Source organism: Bacillus sp. PK3-037 (assembly GCF_054161355.1).
In genome coordinates this window covers 3,527,947-3,546,274 of sequence record NZ_CP096408.1, presented here as the reverse complement: position 1 = coordinate 3,546,274, position 18,328 = coordinate 3,527,947, and the positions used below count along the sequence as shown (strand labels likewise).

Genomic DNA, 18,328 nt, shown 5'->3' with positions numbered 1-18,328 from the left:
TTTTGATGAGCTTTACAGAAGAAAAAACGGTTAGAAAGTTTCCTAAGTACTTACAAATCATTGATTATATAAAAGAGAAAATAGGAAATGGAGAGTGGCCGATTGGAAGTAAGATTCCAAGCCAGCGAACGTTTGCAAAAGACTTTCATGTAAATCGAAGCACGGTTATCACAGCGTTAGAGGAATTGATGGCAGATGGGTTGATTGAAGGCAGAATGGGCAAAGGGACAGTTGTCATCAACAATACTTGGACACTGTTGGCTAAGAATTCTGCACCCAATTGGGAGAAATATGTAACGTCGGGAATCCAGCAGCCAAGCCGAAGAATTGTTCAAGAGATCAATCAATCAGAATCAAATTCTGATCTTATACAGCTAAGCAAAGGAGAACTTTCAAATGAGATTTTTCCTTTGTCTGCTATGAAAGAGATTATGGGCAAGGTATCTCAAAACATAGAGGCGTTCGGATATGAGGAACCAAAAGGATACTTGCCTTTAAGAGAGGCATTGAGTGATTATTTAAAAACAATCGGGATTCATGCTTCACCTTCATCCATTCTTATTGTTTCAGGAGCACTGCAAGCCTTACAGCTTATATCAATGGGGCTTTTGCAAAGAGGTTCAACTGTTTTTCTTGATCAGCCATCTTATCTTTATTCATTACATGTATTTCAATCAGCCGGAATGAATCTGACTGGACTTCCTATGGATAAAGAGGGGCTTTTGCCAAACCATATTCATATGACAAAGGGGGAACGGGGAAGAGCCATATTATATACAAACCCTTGTTTTCAAAATCCGACTGGTATCTTAATGTCAGAAGAGCGGCGGAAAGAAATCCTTGCCGCAAGCGAAAAAACGCAGCTTCCCATTATTGAAGATGACATATATCGTGAGCTGTGGATAGATGACATTCCGCCATATCCTATTAAAACAATAGATAAAAACGGCCATGTGCTATATGTAGGAAGTTTATCGAAAACGCTAAGCCCGGGCTTAAGGATTGGATGGATAGTCGGGCCAGAGCCAGTGATTGAACGTTTATCTGACATAAAAATGCAGACAGATTACGGATCGAGTTCGTTGTCTCAAAGAGTAGCGGCGGAATGGTTTACATCTGGCCAATATCAGCGGCATTTAAAACGGGTGAGACATCAATTAAAGATAAGAAGGCAATTTGTTACGAGCGCTTTAGAAACCAATATGAAGAATGCAGCTGTTTGGACTATTCCAAAAGGAGGATTCTTTATCTGGTTAAAAATATTGCCCTCAATATCTATGAAATTACTTTATAAAAAAGCCTTAACAAAAGGGATTCTTCTCAATCTTGGCAGTATTTATGCTCAGGAAAAAGGCAATTATATTCGCTTGTCATACGCTTATGCATCCCTTGAAGATCTCCAAAAGGGAATTTATGAATTAAGTTTGATCATTAAGGAACTGGCAAGTAAATAAATATGCATTCAATGTTGAGAACCTATCTATCAAAAAACATACCAAACAATGTTGGTATGTTTTTATTTTTATACGTTCTTAGAAATTATAAGATAATATGTGGAGTGGTGGGTGTCTCCTCATCTTACTGGCTGTTCTAAAAAGCTCAGAACTCGTTCATTTATGGTTTCAGACTGTTCCAATGATAAAACATGGCCCGCATTTTTGATGATTTCTGCTTCAATTCCAGGCACTAATAAAGATGCGCGCTGTAAGGCTGAATGCGGATCATAAATGACTTCATGTTCACCTAGTAATAATAGAATCGGGACTTTTACTGATTTTAATTCTTCGTCGGTGAAAACATACGGAAATCCGTCGGCTTTAGGGGTTGGCTGTCTTGCTCCATCCTGCCACATAACTCCTGCATGAAACTGCTTCACAAAAAGTGGATGTAACACATTGCGATCTATCATCATCCACTTTAAGAAACTCTCAACTCCATTTGGTTCTGTGAGACTAAGCGCATATTTATAAAAATCGTGATGAAATGGTAAAAATGTTTCCGCTGGGCTAAGAAGAGTTGCACTTTTTACTCTCTCTGGCGCACGTAAAATAAAATTCAAAGTATGAAGCCCGCCAAGTGAGAGTCCGATCATGTGAGGCTTTTCGACCCCTAGATAATCAAACACATCAAGAAGCCAATCGGCGTAACCCGTTCTTGTACCACATAAATCTGCAGGAATACTTTTATTCTTATCACCTATGATATCGATTGCATAAGTTCGGTATTTGCTGCTCCAATCCGCAATGTTGGGATACCACATCGTGGAGCTAAATAGTGCCCCGTGAAGCAATACGAGTGGCGGCGCATTCTCTGGTCCGCTTGCAATCACATGAGTTTGACCGAAACGAGTGGATACATAATATGCTTTGTAGGGAACTGGCCAAAGACCAAGGCTTTCATCATAAGTTTGAAAATAGTGAATGCCATTGTCACTTAATTGGGGAAACATTGGTGAATGGTTTGACATGCAAATTTCCTCCCGTCCTTTTTAAAAGAATGTATTGTTACGTGCAGAAAAGTAAAGTAATTGATTATAACAGAACTATTTACAATATAATACAGTTTTCGTTTTGCATCAAATACTAAATGAAATTGGGGATAAATAATTTGATACAGAAGTCTAAGAATACATATAACAGAAATCAATCGTTTCCGAGAAAGTCGCAGTACTTTAACAAACATGCAACAAATACCTTTAGAAACGTTAAGAACAAACCTTATCAGGCTGAAGTATCATACTGAATCATGGTGAGAGCTCTTTACAGAAGTGTCCTTAAAAGAGGGGAATTCTTTTAAGGATAGAATAAAAGAGGGAAAGTGATAGGAGGGTACAGGTTGCAGGAGATAAAAAAAGAACAATATAGTAAAGTCAAAACATTGATACATTATAAAGAAACATGTTGCCCGACATTTGTTTATTCAATATTAGAACAAACAATTCCGGGAGTTGTTTATGCAGATGATCAATCGTTTCTGATAGGAACCAGCTCAGGAATTTATTATGTTGCAGGGGATGAAAGGAATCAAAATGTTAATGAGTTTATCGTTGAATTATACAAAAAGAGAGCCAAATCCAAAAAAAGATTTACTCTGTTTTCTCCCAATCGCTCATGGGACAGCGTAATAAAAACTGTACTGCCTGATGAGTTGAATCAAATGATGCGATATGCGTTTTCTCAACAAATTTCTGTCAAAAAGGCTTTTCAGCTTCCAAAGGGGTTTACATTAAAAAGAATAAATGAAGATATCATTTCAAGCAGCACTGCATTTCAAAAAGCTTATTATGAGGAATATTGGGGTTCAGTCTCGAATTTTTTAAAAAACGGATTTGGATTCGCTGTTTTGTATGACAATTATGTTGTCAGTGAGTGCACCTCCATATTTCTAGGCGGCGATCGTGCAGAAATGGATATCTATACACACGAAGAATATAGAGGGATGGGGTTCGCTTATATTGCTGGGAGCAAGTTTATCAATGATTGTCTCGAAAACGGCGTCAGCCCTAGCTGGGATTGTGATGTCAGCAACAAATCATCTATTCATGCAGCAAAAAAACTAGGATTTGAGATATCAACCAAATACACCATTTTTTTTAAAAAATCAGGTTGAAAAAGACCCTTCTAAGGAAGGGCCTTTTCTTGAGCACCAAGCTGACGGAGCATATCATGCTTATTCACATGAACTCTTTCGCCATTTAAAATGAATATGATTCGCCATCATCCGGCACTAGTACATGAGATGACATGCCTTTTTCATGAATAAAGCCTTTTACTTCTTCTCTGGATAATGCCCAATGGTTGACCGCTTCCATATGGCTCACGATTATTTTTGCATGAGGGGCTGCTTGATGCGTTTCATGGATATCTTCTTTCCCCATGACGAGAGAGCCGCCCTCAAAGAATTGATTGTTTCCTCCGTTCACTACAATGATTTCTGGCTGGTGTGTATCGATCTCTTCTTGGATCGCATCATACCAAACCGTATCTCCGGCTACATATAACGTTTTCTCGCTTTGGTGTTTGAACACGACACCGCATACAAGACCGGCAAGTTTTAAAATATCTCCTCTGCCGTGTTCGCCTTTGGTTTTGATTAATTGAATACCTTCAAAGTCTGTGTCGGTTGTGAGAATCTCGACATTTTGAAAACCGGCGTTTCTGACTTCTTTCGCATCTTCTTCATTTTGTACAAACATTTTTATGTCTTTTGGCAACATGTCTTTGGCTGCATCATCAAAGTGATCTAAATGCAAATGAGTGACAATGACTGCATCAAGATTGTTGATGATATGATCCACTGATGTCGGCAAGCTGACTAAAGGATTTTTTTGGTCTTGTCGTGGTGAATTTGGGAATGGAGGATAAGTGCCCTTTTCTGCTAACATTGGATCTATTAAAAACGTTTTGCCTGCATATTCGACAACAAGTGTGGCATTACGAATTTGTTGAATGTTCATATTAAAACTCCTTTTCTTTGATATACGTATAGCTTATACTATGACCAATCGCCAAATACATGGATGAAATCAAGTCTTTTTGCCGTTTTACTTGAATGTTGAAAGAACCTATTACAAATGAACATCGAACGGGCTAGAGTGCATGCTGATTGAAGAGAATGCAGGAGACAACCAAAATAGTACGCGGGTTTTAAAAAAGTGAATGTGTTTTTTGGAACTCGGACATAGGTGCCAATTTACTTAGCGCATACGATGTTTTCATTTGTTTTTGAAAGGAAAGGATAGGATATGATGTTGGATCACACGGATATGCAAATAATAGAAGAGTTATCTAAAAACAGCCGTATTACAATGAAAGAATTAGGAGAGAAAGTTCATTTGACGGGCCAAGCCGCTGCATCCAGGGTTGCCAAATTAGAAGATAACGGAGTGATTGAGGGTTATACCATTAAAGTGAATCAAGACAAATTGGGATATTCTATCCATGCCTTGATTAATATCTATACAAAAAGCACGCACCATCAGCCTTATCTTTCCTTTATCAAAACGCAAGAGACATACGTCATCAATAATTATAAAATCAGCGGGGATGGCTGTTATCTTCTGGAATGCAGATTTCCCTCTAACGAATTGCTGGATGAATTTTTGGTAGGCTTAAATAAGCATGTAAACTATAAATTGTCTATTATTATTAATAACATGAAACAATAAAATGCATAAAGTAAGAATATATAAATGCTAAAAAAACCAAGGGTGTCAGCCTTTGGTTTTTGTTATAAGGCGGAAGGATACTGAAGTGATAAAGACATTTAATCAGACTGTGGCGAATCATCTGTAATTGGAATCCATTCTTATTCCAATTAGTGATTAACAAATTACGTGTATATCATCTGGATCTGTGGTGTTCTTTGGAACAGGGAGGCGCTGCACCAGCTGTTCAACTGAATGGCCGACAATTGATGAAAAAAGGCACACAAAGACGTCCAATCACAGGCGTCTTTTTTAATGCAGCTTTTTAGGGCTTGAATTTACATTTTCATGATCGATTTCATCAAATAAATTTCGGTTCTTTGAATGGGATGGCTGAACATCTTCTTTGATAAAGTCGGGGTGAATAATCTTTTTTAAATCCCTGACTGTTAAAGGCTTGGCTTCATCAATTAATTCTAAGCCTAATAGACCGTTTGCTTCTAACGTCGCCTTTTTGACATCCTGTAAAGTAGAAACGCCGTGCAGTCTCAATTGCATTTCCAGCTGATCTAACGTCAGTCTCATTCTCTTTAAATTGTCTACATGTAATTGGCCATCTTGAATGATAATTGTCGCTTTCCCGGTTAACAGCTTTTCAATCAAATTAGACTTTAGCTGAATCCACTCCATAAAAAGGAGTGAGAGCGTAAAAATGACAGCTGCAACTAGTGTTTTTAATAGGCTGTTTTCGATGATCGGCTGAACAATGATGGTTCCGATCGAAATCATGACAACCGTTTGTGCCGAGGTCATTTGCGCAATTGATTTTCTTCCTGAAATTCTAAGCAAAATCACACCGGATATTATGAGGACAAATGCTTCCCAAGTAAAACTCATCCTACCACCTGACCAGTAATGTAAAGGATTATAACGCCGGAGGCTAACTGCAGAGCGTCTTTGACCATTTGAACGTTAATATATCCGAAAGCCTGGTTGTTCATTCAGCATGATGAATGACTTTGTATGTTGCCAAGCTGCCCGCATGAGAATAAACAGCGATAAAGTTGCCTTACAGCGGTTCGCGTTCCAAGCGACTTAGATTAGGTGAAAAGATTTGTCTTACAATTTTGGACAGGTTGTATAAAAATAAAGCAGATATATGGACATTCTTAAGGCTGGTCCCGTATATTTCAGGCAGGTAAATACCAATCAGCAGGAGGAATGGGATGAAAGAGGTTACTGAATTACTATCACTGAATGCAATAGAGAATTTTATAAACCGTCACCAGTTAAGTTTTATCTATATATCAAGACCTAGCTGTATAGTATGCCACGCAGTTTTGCCGCAGCTCAGAGAATTGCTGGAGCAGTTTCCGCATATCAAACTAGGACACGTTAATGCTGATAGTGTGGAGGAGGTTGCCGGCAGATTTTCGGTCTTCACCGTTCCCGTTCTTCTTTTATTTATTGAGGGTACTGAATTTCTGAGAGAAGCGCGTTTCGTGCATTTTGAACAGCTGGAACAGAAATTAAAAAGAGTTTATCAATTATATGAGGAATAAAATGCGCAGTTAAACGAACATGGCAGCAAGTCATGTTCGTTATTTTTTTATGAAGGAAGCAGCTGAATATGAAATTCATTGACATAAAATCCAAGTGCATGAAATAATACTCATGAGTAATGTTACTAAAGAGTATCTTTTTGTGGAGGCTGATCCGATGTGAAAAGCAGAAAAGGACGTAAAGGGGAGGAGAGCCGGAAACGATTGCTCAAAGCTGCTGCACAGGAATTTTCGATTCGGGGATTTCATGAAACGAAGGTAAGTGCCATAGTGAAAAGAGCTGGACTGACGCAGCCTTCCTTTTATCTGTACTTTCAAAGTAAAGAAGCCATCTTTTTGGAGTTAATCAATGATTTCCACTCTCGCTTAAGAAAGCTGACAGAATCACTTCTCCTGGAAACCGGATTACATGCGAACGATCTAACAAACAAAGTGCTCTCTGCTGTGGAAACTGTTTTTCAGTTTCTGGCGGAGGACAAGGATTTAACAAGGATCGGTTTTTTTCTCAACCCAGAAGCGAAACAATTGAAACAAGATGTCGCGATGGTTTTGAAAGGCAACTTAGAAGCAGAACAGCGCCTTGGCTATTTTCGTTCCGAATTGGAAATGGAAACCGTGGCGGAATGCTTGATCGGCATGATTGAACATTTGACCGATTCATATTTGTTAACCGGAATCAAAGATCCGGCAAGTCTCGCAGCTCAGGTTGTCAATCTCTTAATATACGGGATGCTTCCAAAAGGGAGTGACGCAAGATGATATCTATCATCATGAAGGTCAGTTTGGCAGCTTTTATGCTCGCGGGAGGCATCATAAAGGTGTTCCGCGTGCCCTTTCAAGTGGAGCATTGGCGGCATTATCAATATCCGTTATGGTTTCTGACTGTTACTGGTATTCTTGAAATAGCGGGGGCATTTGCTATGACAGCGGGAATTTGGAATTGGTATGCAGCATTTGGGGCAGGCGTCCTGTTTATCGTTCTCATGGCGGGAGCGGTTCATGCACACATTGTTCGAGCGCGCCAATCAGTACTCATGACGATCCCTGCAATGATCTGTTTGATTGTTTCTATCAGTATAATCATTTGGGAGTCCACGTAATCTACTCATTTAACAAACCAATTTGCAGGAGATCTCCTTCTCTTATCGAATAATAGAAAGTCACAGGTATAAATCGAATAATAGAAATAGATCTTCATTTGTACGTTATTCGTCCGGCACCAGCTGGACTTTTTTTCATAAAGGAGGAATACAGGATGGCGTTAACTTTGGAAGACATGACTGTGGAGGAGTTCGAAGCATTTCGCGGGATGTCCGTGCAAAATTACGCGAAACAAAACATACAATCGGGAACTTGGACGGAAAAAGAGGCGTTTGAGAAATCGGAACAGGCATATGAGAACATGATTCCGAATGGACGAAACAGCAGCAATCATCATTTTTGGAACATCAGGAATGACCTTGGAGAAAACATTGGCTGGCTCTGGCTGTATGCTGACCCGCACCATCCGCAAAAAGAGGCGTTTATTTATTCATTTGGCCTGTATGAAGCTTTCCGCGGTAAAGGGCTGGCTCAATTGGCGCTTCACACGTTAGATGATAAGGCGAGGCAATTGGGAGCGGAAAGGCTTGCTCTCCATGTGTTTGCGCACAATGAAACAGCCGTCCACCTTTATCAGAAAATGGGGTATATCATGACAAATATCAAAATGCGGAGACAGCTGGTTTAGCAGGTGAAAGTGTCGGCCTGCTTAGCGGACGCGTTTAGTCCGAGATTGTTGAAGAAGAAGCAGCGTTTATCATTGGTATTTTTTGAGTCCCGGAATGCCCTATGTAGCCTTTTTGCTGGCAATGTCGTTTAAGGCTCCTGCAATTTTATTTCAGCCCAGTACCTGATGTTTCTGCATGCTTTGAAAAGCCGGATTAGACTTGTTTTTAAAGAATCGGGCATCACTTGTCCGCCCGAGAAGTGTGTGATAGCCTTTATTACGCTTTTTGAAGGGCCGACATTCAGCTGGTTTACGAGAATAAACAAACATTTGAGCGGTCTTTAGACATTTCCTGCGGCGAGGGCTGGAGACGAAAGCTTAAAAAATACCAAGGGCGAACAGCCCTTGGTATCCCTAAAACGCTATTGATCTAGTTCATTGATTTGTTTCGTAAGCTCATTGAAAGCCTGATCCAGCTCCTTGTACCCTTTATCATTTGGCGTCATAAAACTGAGCTTTCCCAGTACTTCTTGTCTTTCTGTCTCAAGCTTTAAACGAAGCTCCTCCCGGTCATTTCTTTCTGAAGGAACGTCATTCAATTGCTTTTCGATGCCATTGTTTGAAATAACGAGTTTGCTGTTTGTTGTTTTCTCGAGAAAATAACGGTCGTGTGAAACCACAATCAGTGTGCCGCTGTATTGTGACAGTGTTTCTTCCAGCTGTTCGCGTGACGGCAGGTCGAGGTGATTGGTCGGTTCATCTAATATCAGCACGTCTTTTTCCTCTAAGATATAAGCCATCAGCTTGCACTTTACACGCTCGCCCATACTCATATGTTGAATTGGTTCTGTCCATTGAGAAGCGGTAAATCCCAATCGCGTCATGATATTCTGCACGTTTCCTCTCGCCTCGAACGTGTCTTGATAAAATAACTCCTCCGGTGTTTGTTCTAAAGGCAAATCAAATACTTCCTGTGTTAAATAACCGATTTTTGCTGATGGTGATATCCACACCTTTCCCTCAGCCGTTTCCTGTCCAAGAATGACTTTCAATAAGGTTGTTTTTCCGCTGCCGTTCGGGCCTGTAATGGCAACCTTTTCTCCGTGCTGAATCGTAAAGCGGGCGTTTTGAAACAGTGTCTTTTCGCCAAATGACTTCGTCAGGTGTTGAACCTCCAAAAACCGTTTTCCTGTTTTATGAGTTGTATCAATTGAAAAACGAACAGTATATTCCGGAACGACAGGCTCAGCCTTTGTTTTTTCGAGTTCTTTTTCAAGCCGCTTTTGTTTCGATTTGACCTGGGCATCTGTGCGCTTTGCTTTTACACGATGGTATTCTTTAAACCCTTCCTTTTTCGTCGATTGTGCGTGGGCTTTTTCCGACCATGAAGTGAGTTCTGTCATTTGTGCTTCAATCCGTTCAATCATTTTCTGCTGTTTTTCATATTCGCGCTGCTGTGTCAGTCTTTTCTCTTTCCGGAACTTCATGTAACCAGAGTAATTCCCTTTGTATTCAGTCAGCGTGTGGTCCTCGATTGACCATATTTTCGTGGCAGCTTCATCTAAGAAATACCGATCGTGCGAAACGAGAATGACAGTGCCGCTAACATTTTTCAGCTGCTGAATGAGAAATTGCAAGCTTATGTCATCAAGATGGTTTGTCGGTTCATCCAGCAGGAAAAGGTCTGCATCCTCTGATAGCCCTTTTGCCAGCCGTGCTTTCAGTTTTTCTCCGCCGCTTAACTGGCTGAAATCACGGGCTGGCACGTGCCATTTCTCCAGCAGTTTCACTTCGGCAGGTGTCTGATTCTCAAAGGAATACGATTCAGTTTCCTGTTCAACCAGCACCGTTTTTAAGCCGTGCTGCATCCATTGGATTTGTCCCTGTGACGGAGTTAAGTCCTTGTTGATCAGGTGAAGCAGCGTCGATTTTCCAGCCCCGTTTTTGCCGATAATCCCAATGATATCTCCTTGCTGAACACTGGCATTTACGTTTTTAAAAACGGTGAGATCCTTTACTTCATAGCTGACGTTTATTAGTTTTAATTGTTCTTTCATCTATATCCCTCGCTTTAAGGGAGAACAAAAAAATCCTCCCAAATGTTTTGGAAGGATTAGCCGTGCCTTTGCCATGATTAAATAAGCTATTCTTCAGAAATAGCGCGTACGTATATAGAAAATGGGCAGACTAATCCTATTTTTTTATGATTTGAAATATGCGATTTCAATCGTTAAAAATAAGATTAGTTAATCATTGTCCACCCATCATCCCTTCTCAATTTATTACAAACAATATAGCATATTTTTCAATTCGAAAGCAAAGGTCATTTTCATCAAAAAAGCTCCTGCTCTCATTTCTGAGGCAGGAGCTTAAAAGGGTTATTGCTGCTTTAATTTTCTTACTTTATAAATCACAATCAGCAAAATAAACCAAACCGGTGTAACAAATAAGGAAACCCGAGTATCCTGTGCTAATGCCAGTACAACAAGGACAAACGCCAGGAACGCCAAAATTAAGTAATTCGTAAATGGATAAAGCGGCAGCTTAAATTTGTTTACTTTCGCCAATTCAGGTCTTGTTTTACGGTATTTCATATGGCAGATAACGGTAATTCCCCAAATATAGATAAAACATACGGTGGAAATACTTGTGATCAAGGTAAATACGCCTTCCGGCATGATGTAGTTCAATGTGACACCTATTAAAATCACGATAGCTGAAAAGAACAACGCGTTTCTCGGTACCTTGCGCGGTGTCAGTTTCGCCATTGATTCCGGCGCATTTTTGTCTTTCGCCAGTGAATAGACCATGCGGCTTGTACTGAATACAGCGCTGTTGCAGGCTGAGGCAGCTGACGTTAATACAACAAAGTTGATAATGCTTGCAGCACCGACGATGCCGACTGCAACAAAGACCTGTACGAATGGGCTTTCGCTAGGATTGATGACATCCCATGGATAGATGCTCATAATCACAAGAAGCGCCCCAATATAGAAAAGCAGCACCCTTACAGGGATATTGTTGATCGCCTTAGGGATGACTTTTTCCGGATTTTCTGTTTCACCCGCTGTAAGCCCGACGAGTTCAATGCCGACAAAGGCAAACACAACCATCTGGAACGAGAGGATAAACCCGTGTATTCCATTCGGGAACATGCCTCCGTGGCTCCAGAGATTTGAGAAACTGGAAACACCTGAACTTGTGGAAAAGCCTTTGAAAATCATAAAAAGACCGATCACAATCAGCGCCAAGATGGCAATGACTTTAATTAATGCAAACCAGAATTCCAATTCTCCAAACAGCTTGACGGTAGCCAGGTTCATAATCAGTAAAATAATAAGAGCGATTAAGCCCGGAACCCATTGCGGCACACCGGGAAGCCAATACTGGGTATATAGCCCGACCGCAGTTAAATCGGCTATCGCGATTGAAATCCAGCAGAACCAGTAGGTCCAGCCTGTGATAAATGCGGCCATATCGCCTAAATAATCTTGAACAAAATCAACAAAAGAGTGATAGTTCAGATTAGACAACAGCAGTTCTCCAAGCGATCTCATAATTAAAAAGCAAATGATCCCCGTGATCATGTAAGCAAATAAAATTGACGGTCCTGCAAAGTGTATCGATTTTCCCGAGCCGAGAAACAGGCCTGTCCCAATGGCTCCGCCGATCGCAATAAGCTGGATGTGCCTGTTTTTCAGGCCTCTCGACAGTTTCTGCTGATTTATATTAGGATCTTGCGTCATGTCGTCTGTCACTTTGTGTGTTCCTCCATTGAAAATTGTTTAAACATGTTTTTAGATACTATTATAACACTAAAATTTCTATCTTTTTTACTATACAGGAAATATGGAAGGAAATTTTAAGGTTTATCGATTCATCACAAGATACGAAAAAAGCGGCTCAATAGTGGGAGCCGCTTTTGATTACGCCATTTTATGCTTTTTTCATATACAGATATAGCCCATAATCAGTCGGAGCAGATGCGTACCCTATCTGACGCAGCATCGCTGTTATGTTGCCGCGGTGATATGTCCCGTGATTTACAACATGCGGCACCAGTTCAGAAGCAGTCGTTTTCATGATTCCGCCGGCGGGATTTTCAATCTGAAGGGGTTTATGGATCTGTTCCTTTTGCTTGAAAAAAGCTGTATATCGCTCGGACAATTTTAGAAACAAGGCTTCCATTTCCGCTAGTTCCTTCGCCACTGTCTGTTCTGTAAGCTGTTCAGCTAATGCTAAAGCATGGTTCATACTTTTTCCGGAAAACACCTCCGCCCAGCCGAGATCCGAAAGGTAAACATGGGACAATACATGGGATATTGACGGGAACACACTTTGGATCTCCTGACGATAAACCTCCTGTGGAAGCTCTTTTAATCGATTAAATATTTGCTGATGAGCCCATACGTTATATTCATACAATTGTAATGCTAGATCAGACATGTGAATTTTCCCCTTTCGCGTTTATCGTTTCTATTGTATACGAACAAACATTCTTTAGGGAGTTTTCTGTGAATAAAATGTATTGACAGAACATAGTTTAGGGGGATAAACTATGTAGCATCGATCGAAAGTTTAGGGGCGTAAACTAAAATGCAGGAGGAAAGACGTTGAATGAACAGAAGCTATGCCAAGCGATCAATCTTTTCGTAGAAGTTTTACTTGAAGGTACAGAGTTTGTACATCATGAAGTCGATCAGGATGTATTCAAACACATCTCCAGAGAACAGGCCGACCTGTTAAAAATTTTAAAAGTCAAGGGCCCATCTTCTCCCGGCAGCCTGGCCATGTATCAAAACGTGCATAAGAGCGCGATTTCTAACCGATTGAAGAAGCTGCTGGAAAAGGGATTGGTTGAGTGGGATGACTGTCCGGTAAAAAGTGATAAACGCACGAAACGAATCAAAATTTCAGAAAACGGTGAAAGCATTATCGAAGAATTGGATTCAGCTATCTTTCACGCGCTCAAAGAGCTGATGCACGATATAGATGAGGAGCACTTACAATCATTCATTGACATATTTACCATTCTAAAAAGCAAATTTAAAGGAGGGGATCTTACGGAATGAAATCGATTGTCAAATTCAAATGGGCCATTGCGGCGGTTATCTTAGCGCTGACTGTTATATTGAGTTTATTTTCTCCCAACTTAACGGAGCTGGCCAATCAAAAGGGGCAGTCACAGCTGCCGGCTGATTCCGTTTCAGAAAAAGCAAATGCTATTCTGAAAAAAGCCGGAGAAAACAATAATTCGATAAGCATTGTCTTCACATTAGATCGTGCGCTAAATAAAGATACAGAGGATCAGCTCCGCAGCATAATCGATAACGTCAAAAAGATTGATGGTGTTGAAGAGGTAACATCTCCGCTGACAGGTGAAAAAGAAATCAAAGATCAATTGATTTCAAAGGATAAGAAAACCATTCTTATTCCCGTAACGATCACCGGATCTGATAAGAAAGCGGAAAATATTGCTGATGATATTTATCAAATCGTTCCCGATGATTTGACGGCATATATTACGGGAGCGTCTCTTATCAATCAGGATTTTGCGCACAGCTCAGAGGATGGGCTTAAGAAAACGGAAGTGATCACAGTCTGTTTGATTATCGGCTTGCTGCTGATCGTGTTCCGCTCTGTTGTGACGCCTTTTATCCCGATTGTGATTGTCGGTTTCTCGTATGTAATCAGTCAATCTATACTGGGCATTTTAGTTTATCATGTTGATTTTCCTATTTCGACATTTACCCAAACCTTTTTAGTTGCCATCCTGTTTGGGATTGGAACAGATTACTGTATTCTTCTTCTGACTCGTTTCCGTGAAGAACTGGCAAACGGGCATGACAAAAAAGAGGCAACCCTTATTGCTTACCGTACAGGCGGAAAAACATTGTTTATCAGCGGGTTTGCGGTATTGATCGGGTTTTCAGCCCTTGGTTTTGCGAAGTTTGCCATTTTCCAATCAGCTGTGGGAGTTGCTGTCGGGGTTGGCATTTTAATGATCATCCTCTTCACTCTGCTGCCTTTATTTATGGTGACACTCGGTGAAAAGCTCTTTTGGCCGTCTAAGAAAGTGCTGTCGCACAGTGACAATAAATTGTGGGCGTTTCTCGGCAGACATTCTGTTGCCCGTCCGTTTCTGTTTCTCGTCATAACAGTCATCATCACGCTTCCGTTCATTTTGACCTATGATGACCAGATTTCATTCGATTCAACGGCGGAAATCAGCAGCGATTACAAATCCATCAAAGGTCTTGAAGCCATTAAGCATGGGTTTGGTGAAGGAAAAGCATTTCCGGTGAATGTGGTGATAAAAGGAGACAAGGATCTCACTACCGCTGAGACGATCCCTTATCTCGGAAATATCAGCAAAGCCATTGAGAAAGTTGAACATGTTGATTCCGTCATGACCATTACCCAGCCGACGGGTGAAAAAATCAAAGATTTATATATTGATAAACAGCTAGGCTCTGTGTCAGACGGACTGGATAAGACAGTAAAGGGAATTGCTGATGTCCAAAGCGGGTTAACGGATATTGAAGATGGGCTGAATCAAATGTCTGGGCAAACCGGAACGGCCGCGAATGGCAGCTCCGGAGGCTCACTGTCAGATGCAGCTGACGGTTTGGGAAAAATCAATCAGCAGCTGCAGCTTGTCAGCAAACAGCTTTCTCAAACCGGCAATACCGCACAGGCGGTGCCGCAGCTCACAGCAATCAGCGGACAGCTTGGACAAATTCAAACCGGACTTGAGCAAGCAAACGAGCAGCTTTCAGGCCAGCAGAAACAGGCCGGGACGCTGACAGAAAGCCTGAATCAGCTTGCCGAAGGTGTGAAGAGCGCAAATCATGGACTGACAAAAATCACCGGCGGGATTACGGCATCCAGTGATATGTTAGAGGACATGAGCAAAAGCTCAACCGTTCGGGATACAGGGATTTTTATTCCTGATCAAGTCCTGAAAGATAAGGATTTTAAGAAATCAATTGATCGGTATTCCTTTGCAGACGGCAAGGGAGTGCAATTAAGCGTCGTCTTGGATTCAAACCCGTATTCAGAACAAGCGATTACGACCATAAACCAGATCAAAAAAGCGGTAGCCGGCGAAGTCGGCGGCACGCCTCTGGAGGACACTCAAATTGTTTACGGCGGGGTAACGAGCGTCAATGCCGATTTAAAAGAGCTGTCTACAACGGATTTCTCTAGAACGATGGTCATCATGATTCTCGGGCTGTTTATCGTATTGACCGTCTTGTTCCGGTCAATGGTGATGCCGATTTATATGATCGCTTCACTGCTGCTTACGTATTACACTTCGATTTCAATGACGGAATTGATTTTTGTGAATATCTTGGGCAATGATGGAGTCAGCTGGGCGGTACCGTTTTTCAGTTTTGTTATATTGATCGCGTTAGGGGTAGATTACTCGATCTTCTTGCTTGACCGCTTTAAAGAAGAGGTTCAGCTTGGCATTCATCAAGGTGTCATCAGGTCAATGAGCAAAATGGGCTCTGTCATCATCACCGCGGCTATTATTTTGGCCGGTACATTCGCGGCGATGATGACATCAGGCGTTAATACGCTGATGCAGGTGGCAAGTGTCATCATTATCGGGCTGCTCCTGTACGGCCTTGTCATTCTTCCGCTCTTGATGCCGGCAATCATTGTGACATTTGGAGAAGGAAACTGGTGGCCGTTTGGCAGAAAGAAAAATAAAGAATAGAAAAAAAGAGTGGTGACAATTCATTTGTTCATCACTCTTTTTTGTAAATGTAAAAGGCACGTTTCGCCTGTCAGTAAGCAATGAAGGAAAAGGGGAGAATCAACAACTTTTCTGCATTTGTTGTCGGTCAAATGTTTCTGACATACATCATATGCGGGAACAAAAGGCGCTTGGGCAATTCACCCGTCAGCTTGCCAAAGAATTAGCCGTAAAACAAATCACCATTCATGCGGTACCGGAAGATATCGTAAATGTGATTGAATTTATAACGAGCGAACAATCCCAATGGATCACAGGCCAGACGATCCGGGTGAACGGCGGATTTATTTAAAATGAAAAAGCTCCCAAGAGTCATTCTTGGGAGCTTTGTTTTATTTCCATTCTGCAATAGTATCAATCGGCAGACGGTAGGAAGCGTATCCTTCGTCCGCAGCTTTTCCGATGGAAAGAAGCATAACAGGCACATAACGCTCTTTGTCTAATCCGAAGGCTTCCGCGATGTTTTCTTTATCGTAGCCGCCGATCGGGTTTGTGTCATAGCCGTGCGCGCGTGCAGTCAGCATAAGCTGCATAGAAACAAGGCCGCCGTCAATCAGGATCGTTTCACGGTTCACCTGTGCCGGAAGCTTTTCAAAATGAGCAGTGAGGGCAGCGATTTGTCTGTCTTTTACCTCCTGCGGCATGTAACCGAGCTCCACGGCTTTTGAATAAATTTCTTCTAAGTAGTCTGCATTGTTCATGTCTGCAAAAACAGCGATGACGGCAGATGAAGTTGTGACCTGTGTTTGGTTAAAGCTTGCCAGCGGGGCGAGCTTCTCTTTTCCTTCCGGGCTGTCGATGACGAGAAAACGCCATGGCTGCGCGTTGACAGAGGATGGCGCAGTTGTGGCTTCCTCTAGGATTTCTGTCATCTCTTCTTTGCTGATTTTCAATGCCGGATCATAATTGCGAATGGAACGGCGTCCTTTCATAATTTCCATAAAATCGTTTGTTTTGATCATGTTGATACACTCCTTTTAAGCTTCGATATTATCTATATTGTTTCGCATGCGCCCAAGCACATTAATAAGCACGCGGCGCTCTTCAGCACTTACATTTGCGAGCATTTCCTTCATGAAACGCTCCTTTTCTTTCTTAGAAGACTCGATTCGTTTTCTTCCTTGATCTGTTAACCGCACAAGGGTAATCCGGTTGTCTTCGGGCTTGCGCCGTCTTGATACCATGCCTTTGGCTTCAAGCTGTTTTAGGTGTCTTGTGACGGCCGCGCTGTCGATATTGACTTTCTTTTGAAGGTCGCTTTGACTGATCTCATCCGCATGATAAAGCAATGTCAGCAATTCCAAACGAGATTGGCTGATGCCCGTGCATGCCTCGAACTTCACGCCAATCACTTTGTTCACGCCTTGCAGCTGATATAAAATCTCGGCTTCCTCAGAACAAAATGATGCCAAAACCCATCCCTTCTTTCTTGTCAAAAAATAATTGATATATCAATGATTGACACGTCAATTAATATACAACGATTGATTTCAATTTGCAAGCCATTTGCACATTTAAAAACCTCCCAACATATAAGGTGGGAGGTTCTTGTTATCCTTGCGGCTCAGGATAAAACATCAGCAGAAAAAAGCTGGCCGTTTTCTGTGATGAATTGATGTAGCTGTGCGGCGTGGATCCCGTAAACTGCATGGCGTCTCCTGGTACTAGCGAATGCTCCTGATCCTGCAGATTGACGGTTAACTCGCCTTCTTTGATTAAAATGTATTCTTCTCCTAAATGTGTTTTTGCTTCATGTATGCATCCCGGTTTCAGATCGACAACATAAATTTCAAACTTTGTTTCAGGATTGTAGGGAAAAAAGGGGTAAACAATGTAGTTTTCTTCATTATCTGTAACAGGTTCAATATCTTTAAGATTGATTTTTCTTACTTTCGGCTTGTCTTCTTTCAGAAAAACAGAAAAAGATACTTGCAGCCCATTTGCGATCTTCCAGAGAGTGGTGACAGTCGGGGTCGATTTTTCTTTCTCAATTTGTCCGAGCATCGCTTTGCTGACGCCCGTTAACTCAGAAACTTGATCAAGAGTCAGGTTTCTGCTTTTTCTGAGTTTGACAAGATTCTTTGCGATAATGGCTTGGATATCATCCATACATGTATCTCCTTACGTCATATTCACTTTATTATAAC

At 41.4% G+C, this 18,328-nt stretch carries 17 protein-coding genes and 3 pseudogenes; 11 read left to right on the top strand and 9 right to left on the bottom strand.

What is annotated here, in order from left to right:
• Positions 1–5: 5 nt before the first annotated feature.
• Positions 6–1,454: a MocR-like pyridoxine biosynthesis transcription factor PdxR gene (pdxR, locus tag M1D69_RS18220; RefSeq protein WP_458105273.1), complete on the top strand. Its 1,449-nt coding sequence runs from the start codon at positions 6–8 to the stop codon at positions 1,452–1,454.
• A 119-nt stretch (positions 1,455–1,573) separates the two neighbouring features.
• Here the strand turns inward: pdxR and M1D69_RS18215 are convergent, their stop codons facing one another.
• Positions 1,574–2,467 (bottom strand): alpha/beta fold hydrolase, encoded by an 894-nt coding sequence (locus M1D69_RS18215; RefSeq protein WP_458105274.1) that lies wholly within the window; start codon positions 2,465–2,467, stop codon positions 1,574–1,576.
• A gap of 368 nt (positions 2,468–2,835) precedes the next feature.
• On the opposite strand from M1D69_RS18215, the gene M1D69_RS18210 reads away from it, so the two are divergent.
• Positions 2,836–3,609, top strand: coding sequence for a GNAT family N-acetyltransferase (locus M1D69_RS18210; RefSeq protein WP_458105275.1), 774 nt, complete (start codon positions 2,836–2,838; stop codon positions 3,607–3,609).
• Between the two features lie 85 nt (positions 3,610–3,694).
• On the opposite strand, the gene M1D69_RS18205 is transcribed toward M1D69_RS18210, so the two are convergent.
• On the bottom strand, positions 3,695–4,456 hold the full coding sequence (locus M1D69_RS18205) for an MBL fold metallo-hydrolase (protein WP_229043623.1): 762 nt from the start codon (positions 4,454–4,456) through the stop codon (positions 3,695–3,697).
• A gap of 291 nt (positions 4,457–4,747) precedes the next feature.
• Here M1D69_RS18205 and M1D69_RS18200 point away from each other — a divergent pair, with 291 nt between their 5' ends.
• Positions 4,748–5,167, top strand: a complete 420-nt coding sequence (locus M1D69_RS18200; RefSeq protein WP_229043627.1) for an Lrp/AsnC family transcriptional regulator — start codon at positions 4,748–4,750, stop codon at positions 5,165–5,167.
• A gap of 291 nt (positions 5,168–5,458) precedes the next feature.
• Here M1D69_RS18200 and M1D69_RS18195 read toward each other — a convergent pair whose 3' ends face one another.
• Positions 5,459–6,043, bottom strand: coding sequence for a DUF421 domain-containing protein (locus M1D69_RS18195; RefSeq protein WP_229043622.1), 585 nt, complete (start codon positions 6,041–6,043; stop codon positions 5,459–5,461).
• A gap of 329 nt (positions 6,044–6,372) precedes the next feature.
• On the opposite strand from M1D69_RS18195, the gene M1D69_RS18190 reads away from it, so the two are divergent.
• The 5 genes and pseudogenes from M1D69_RS18190 to M1D69_RS18170 all read left to right on the top strand — a co-directional run.
• Positions 6,373–6,708 carry a thioredoxin family protein gene (locus tag M1D69_RS18190; protein ID WP_229043621.1) on the top strand — a complete coding sequence of 112 codons (336 nt, stop codon included), beginning with the start codon at positions 6,373–6,375 and terminating at the stop codon, positions 6,706–6,708.
• Between the two features lie 159 nt (positions 6,709–6,867).
• Positions 6,868–7,467: a TetR/AcrR family transcriptional regulator gene (locus M1D69_RS18185; protein WP_458105276.1), complete on the top strand. Its 600-nt coding sequence runs from the start codon at positions 6,868–6,870 to the stop codon at positions 7,465–7,467.
• Positions 7,464–7,808 (top strand): DoxX family protein, encoded by a 345-nt coding sequence (locus tag M1D69_RS18180; protein ID WP_458105277.1) that lies wholly within the window; start codon positions 7,464–7,466, stop codon positions 7,806–7,808. Before M1D69_RS18185 ends, M1D69_RS18180 begins: the two co-directional genes overlap by 4 nt.
• Positions 7,809–7,963: 155 nt before the next feature.
• A complete protein-coding gene (locus M1D69_RS18175) occupies positions 7,964–8,437 on the top strand; it encodes a GNAT family N-acetyltransferase (RefSeq protein ID WP_458105278.1) in 474 nt (157 codons plus the stop codon).
• A 94-nt stretch (positions 8,438–8,531) separates the two neighbouring features.
• Positions 8,532–8,850: pseudogene (locus M1D69_RS18170) on the top strand (hypothetical protein); the annotation flags it as partial.
• Here M1D69_RS18170 and abc-f read toward each other — a convergent pair.
• From abc-f to dinB, 3 genes are all read right to left on the bottom strand, one after another.
• Positions 8,839–10,473 carry a ribosomal protection-like ABC-F family protein gene (gene abc-f / locus M1D69_RS18165; RefSeq protein WP_458105279.1) on the bottom strand — a complete coding sequence of 545 codons (1,635 nt, stop codon included), beginning with the start codon at positions 10,471–10,473 and terminating at the stop codon, positions 8,839–8,841. The pseudogene M1D69_RS18170 and the gene abc-f overlap by 12 nt on opposite strands.
• Positions 10,474–10,794: 321 nt before the next feature.
• The gene (locus M1D69_RS18160; protein ID WP_458105280.1) at positions 10,795–12,174 is read right to left on the bottom strand and encodes an amino acid permease; all 1,380 of its coding nucleotides are present in this window, start codon (positions 12,172–12,174) and stop codon (positions 10,795–10,797) included.
• A gap of 178 nt (positions 12,175–12,352) precedes the next feature.
• Positions 12,353–12,862: a damage-inducible protein DinB gene (dinB, locus tag M1D69_RS18155; protein ID WP_458105281.1), complete on the bottom strand. Its 510-nt coding sequence runs from the start codon at positions 12,860–12,862 to the stop codon at positions 12,353–12,355.
• A 167-nt stretch (positions 12,863–13,029) separates the two neighbouring features.
• Here dinB and M1D69_RS18150 point away from each other — a divergent pair, with 167 nt between their 5' ends.
• The 3 genes and pseudogenes from M1D69_RS18150 to M1D69_RS18140 form a co-directional block, all read left to right on the top strand.
• A complete protein-coding gene (locus tag M1D69_RS18150) occupies positions 13,030–13,488 on the top strand; it encodes a MarR family transcriptional regulator (RefSeq protein WP_458105282.1) in 459 nt (152 codons plus the stop codon).
• A complete protein-coding gene (locus M1D69_RS18145) occupies positions 13,485–16,142 on the top strand; it encodes an MMPL family transporter (RefSeq protein WP_458105283.1) in 2,658 nt (885 codons plus the stop codon). Before M1D69_RS18150 ends, M1D69_RS18145 begins: the two co-directional genes overlap by 4 nt.
• Before the next feature lie 37 nt (positions 16,143–16,179).
• Positions 16,180–16,473, top strand: a pseudogene (locus tag M1D69_RS18140) (SDR family oxidoreductase); the annotation flags it as partial.
• Positions 16,474–16,513: 40 nt separating this feature from the next.
• On the opposite strand, the gene M1D69_RS18135 reads toward M1D69_RS18140, so the two are convergent.
• The 3 genes and pseudogenes from M1D69_RS18135 to M1D69_RS18125 form a co-directional block, all read right to left on the bottom strand.
• Entirely contained in the window at positions 16,514–17,143 is a 630-nt protein-coding gene (locus M1D69_RS18135; protein WP_458105284.1) for a nitroreductase family protein, read from the bottom strand.
• A gap of 15 nt (positions 17,144–17,158) precedes the next feature.
• Positions 17,159–17,651, bottom strand: a pseudogene (locus tag M1D69_RS18130) (MarR family transcriptional regulator).
• 81 nt (positions 17,652–17,732) lie between these two features.
• Entirely contained in the window at positions 17,733–18,290 is a 558-nt protein-coding gene (locus tag M1D69_RS18125; RefSeq protein ID WP_044161601.1) for a helix-turn-helix domain-containing protein, read from the bottom strand.
• Between the last annotated feature and the right edge of the window lie 38 nt (positions 18,291–18,328).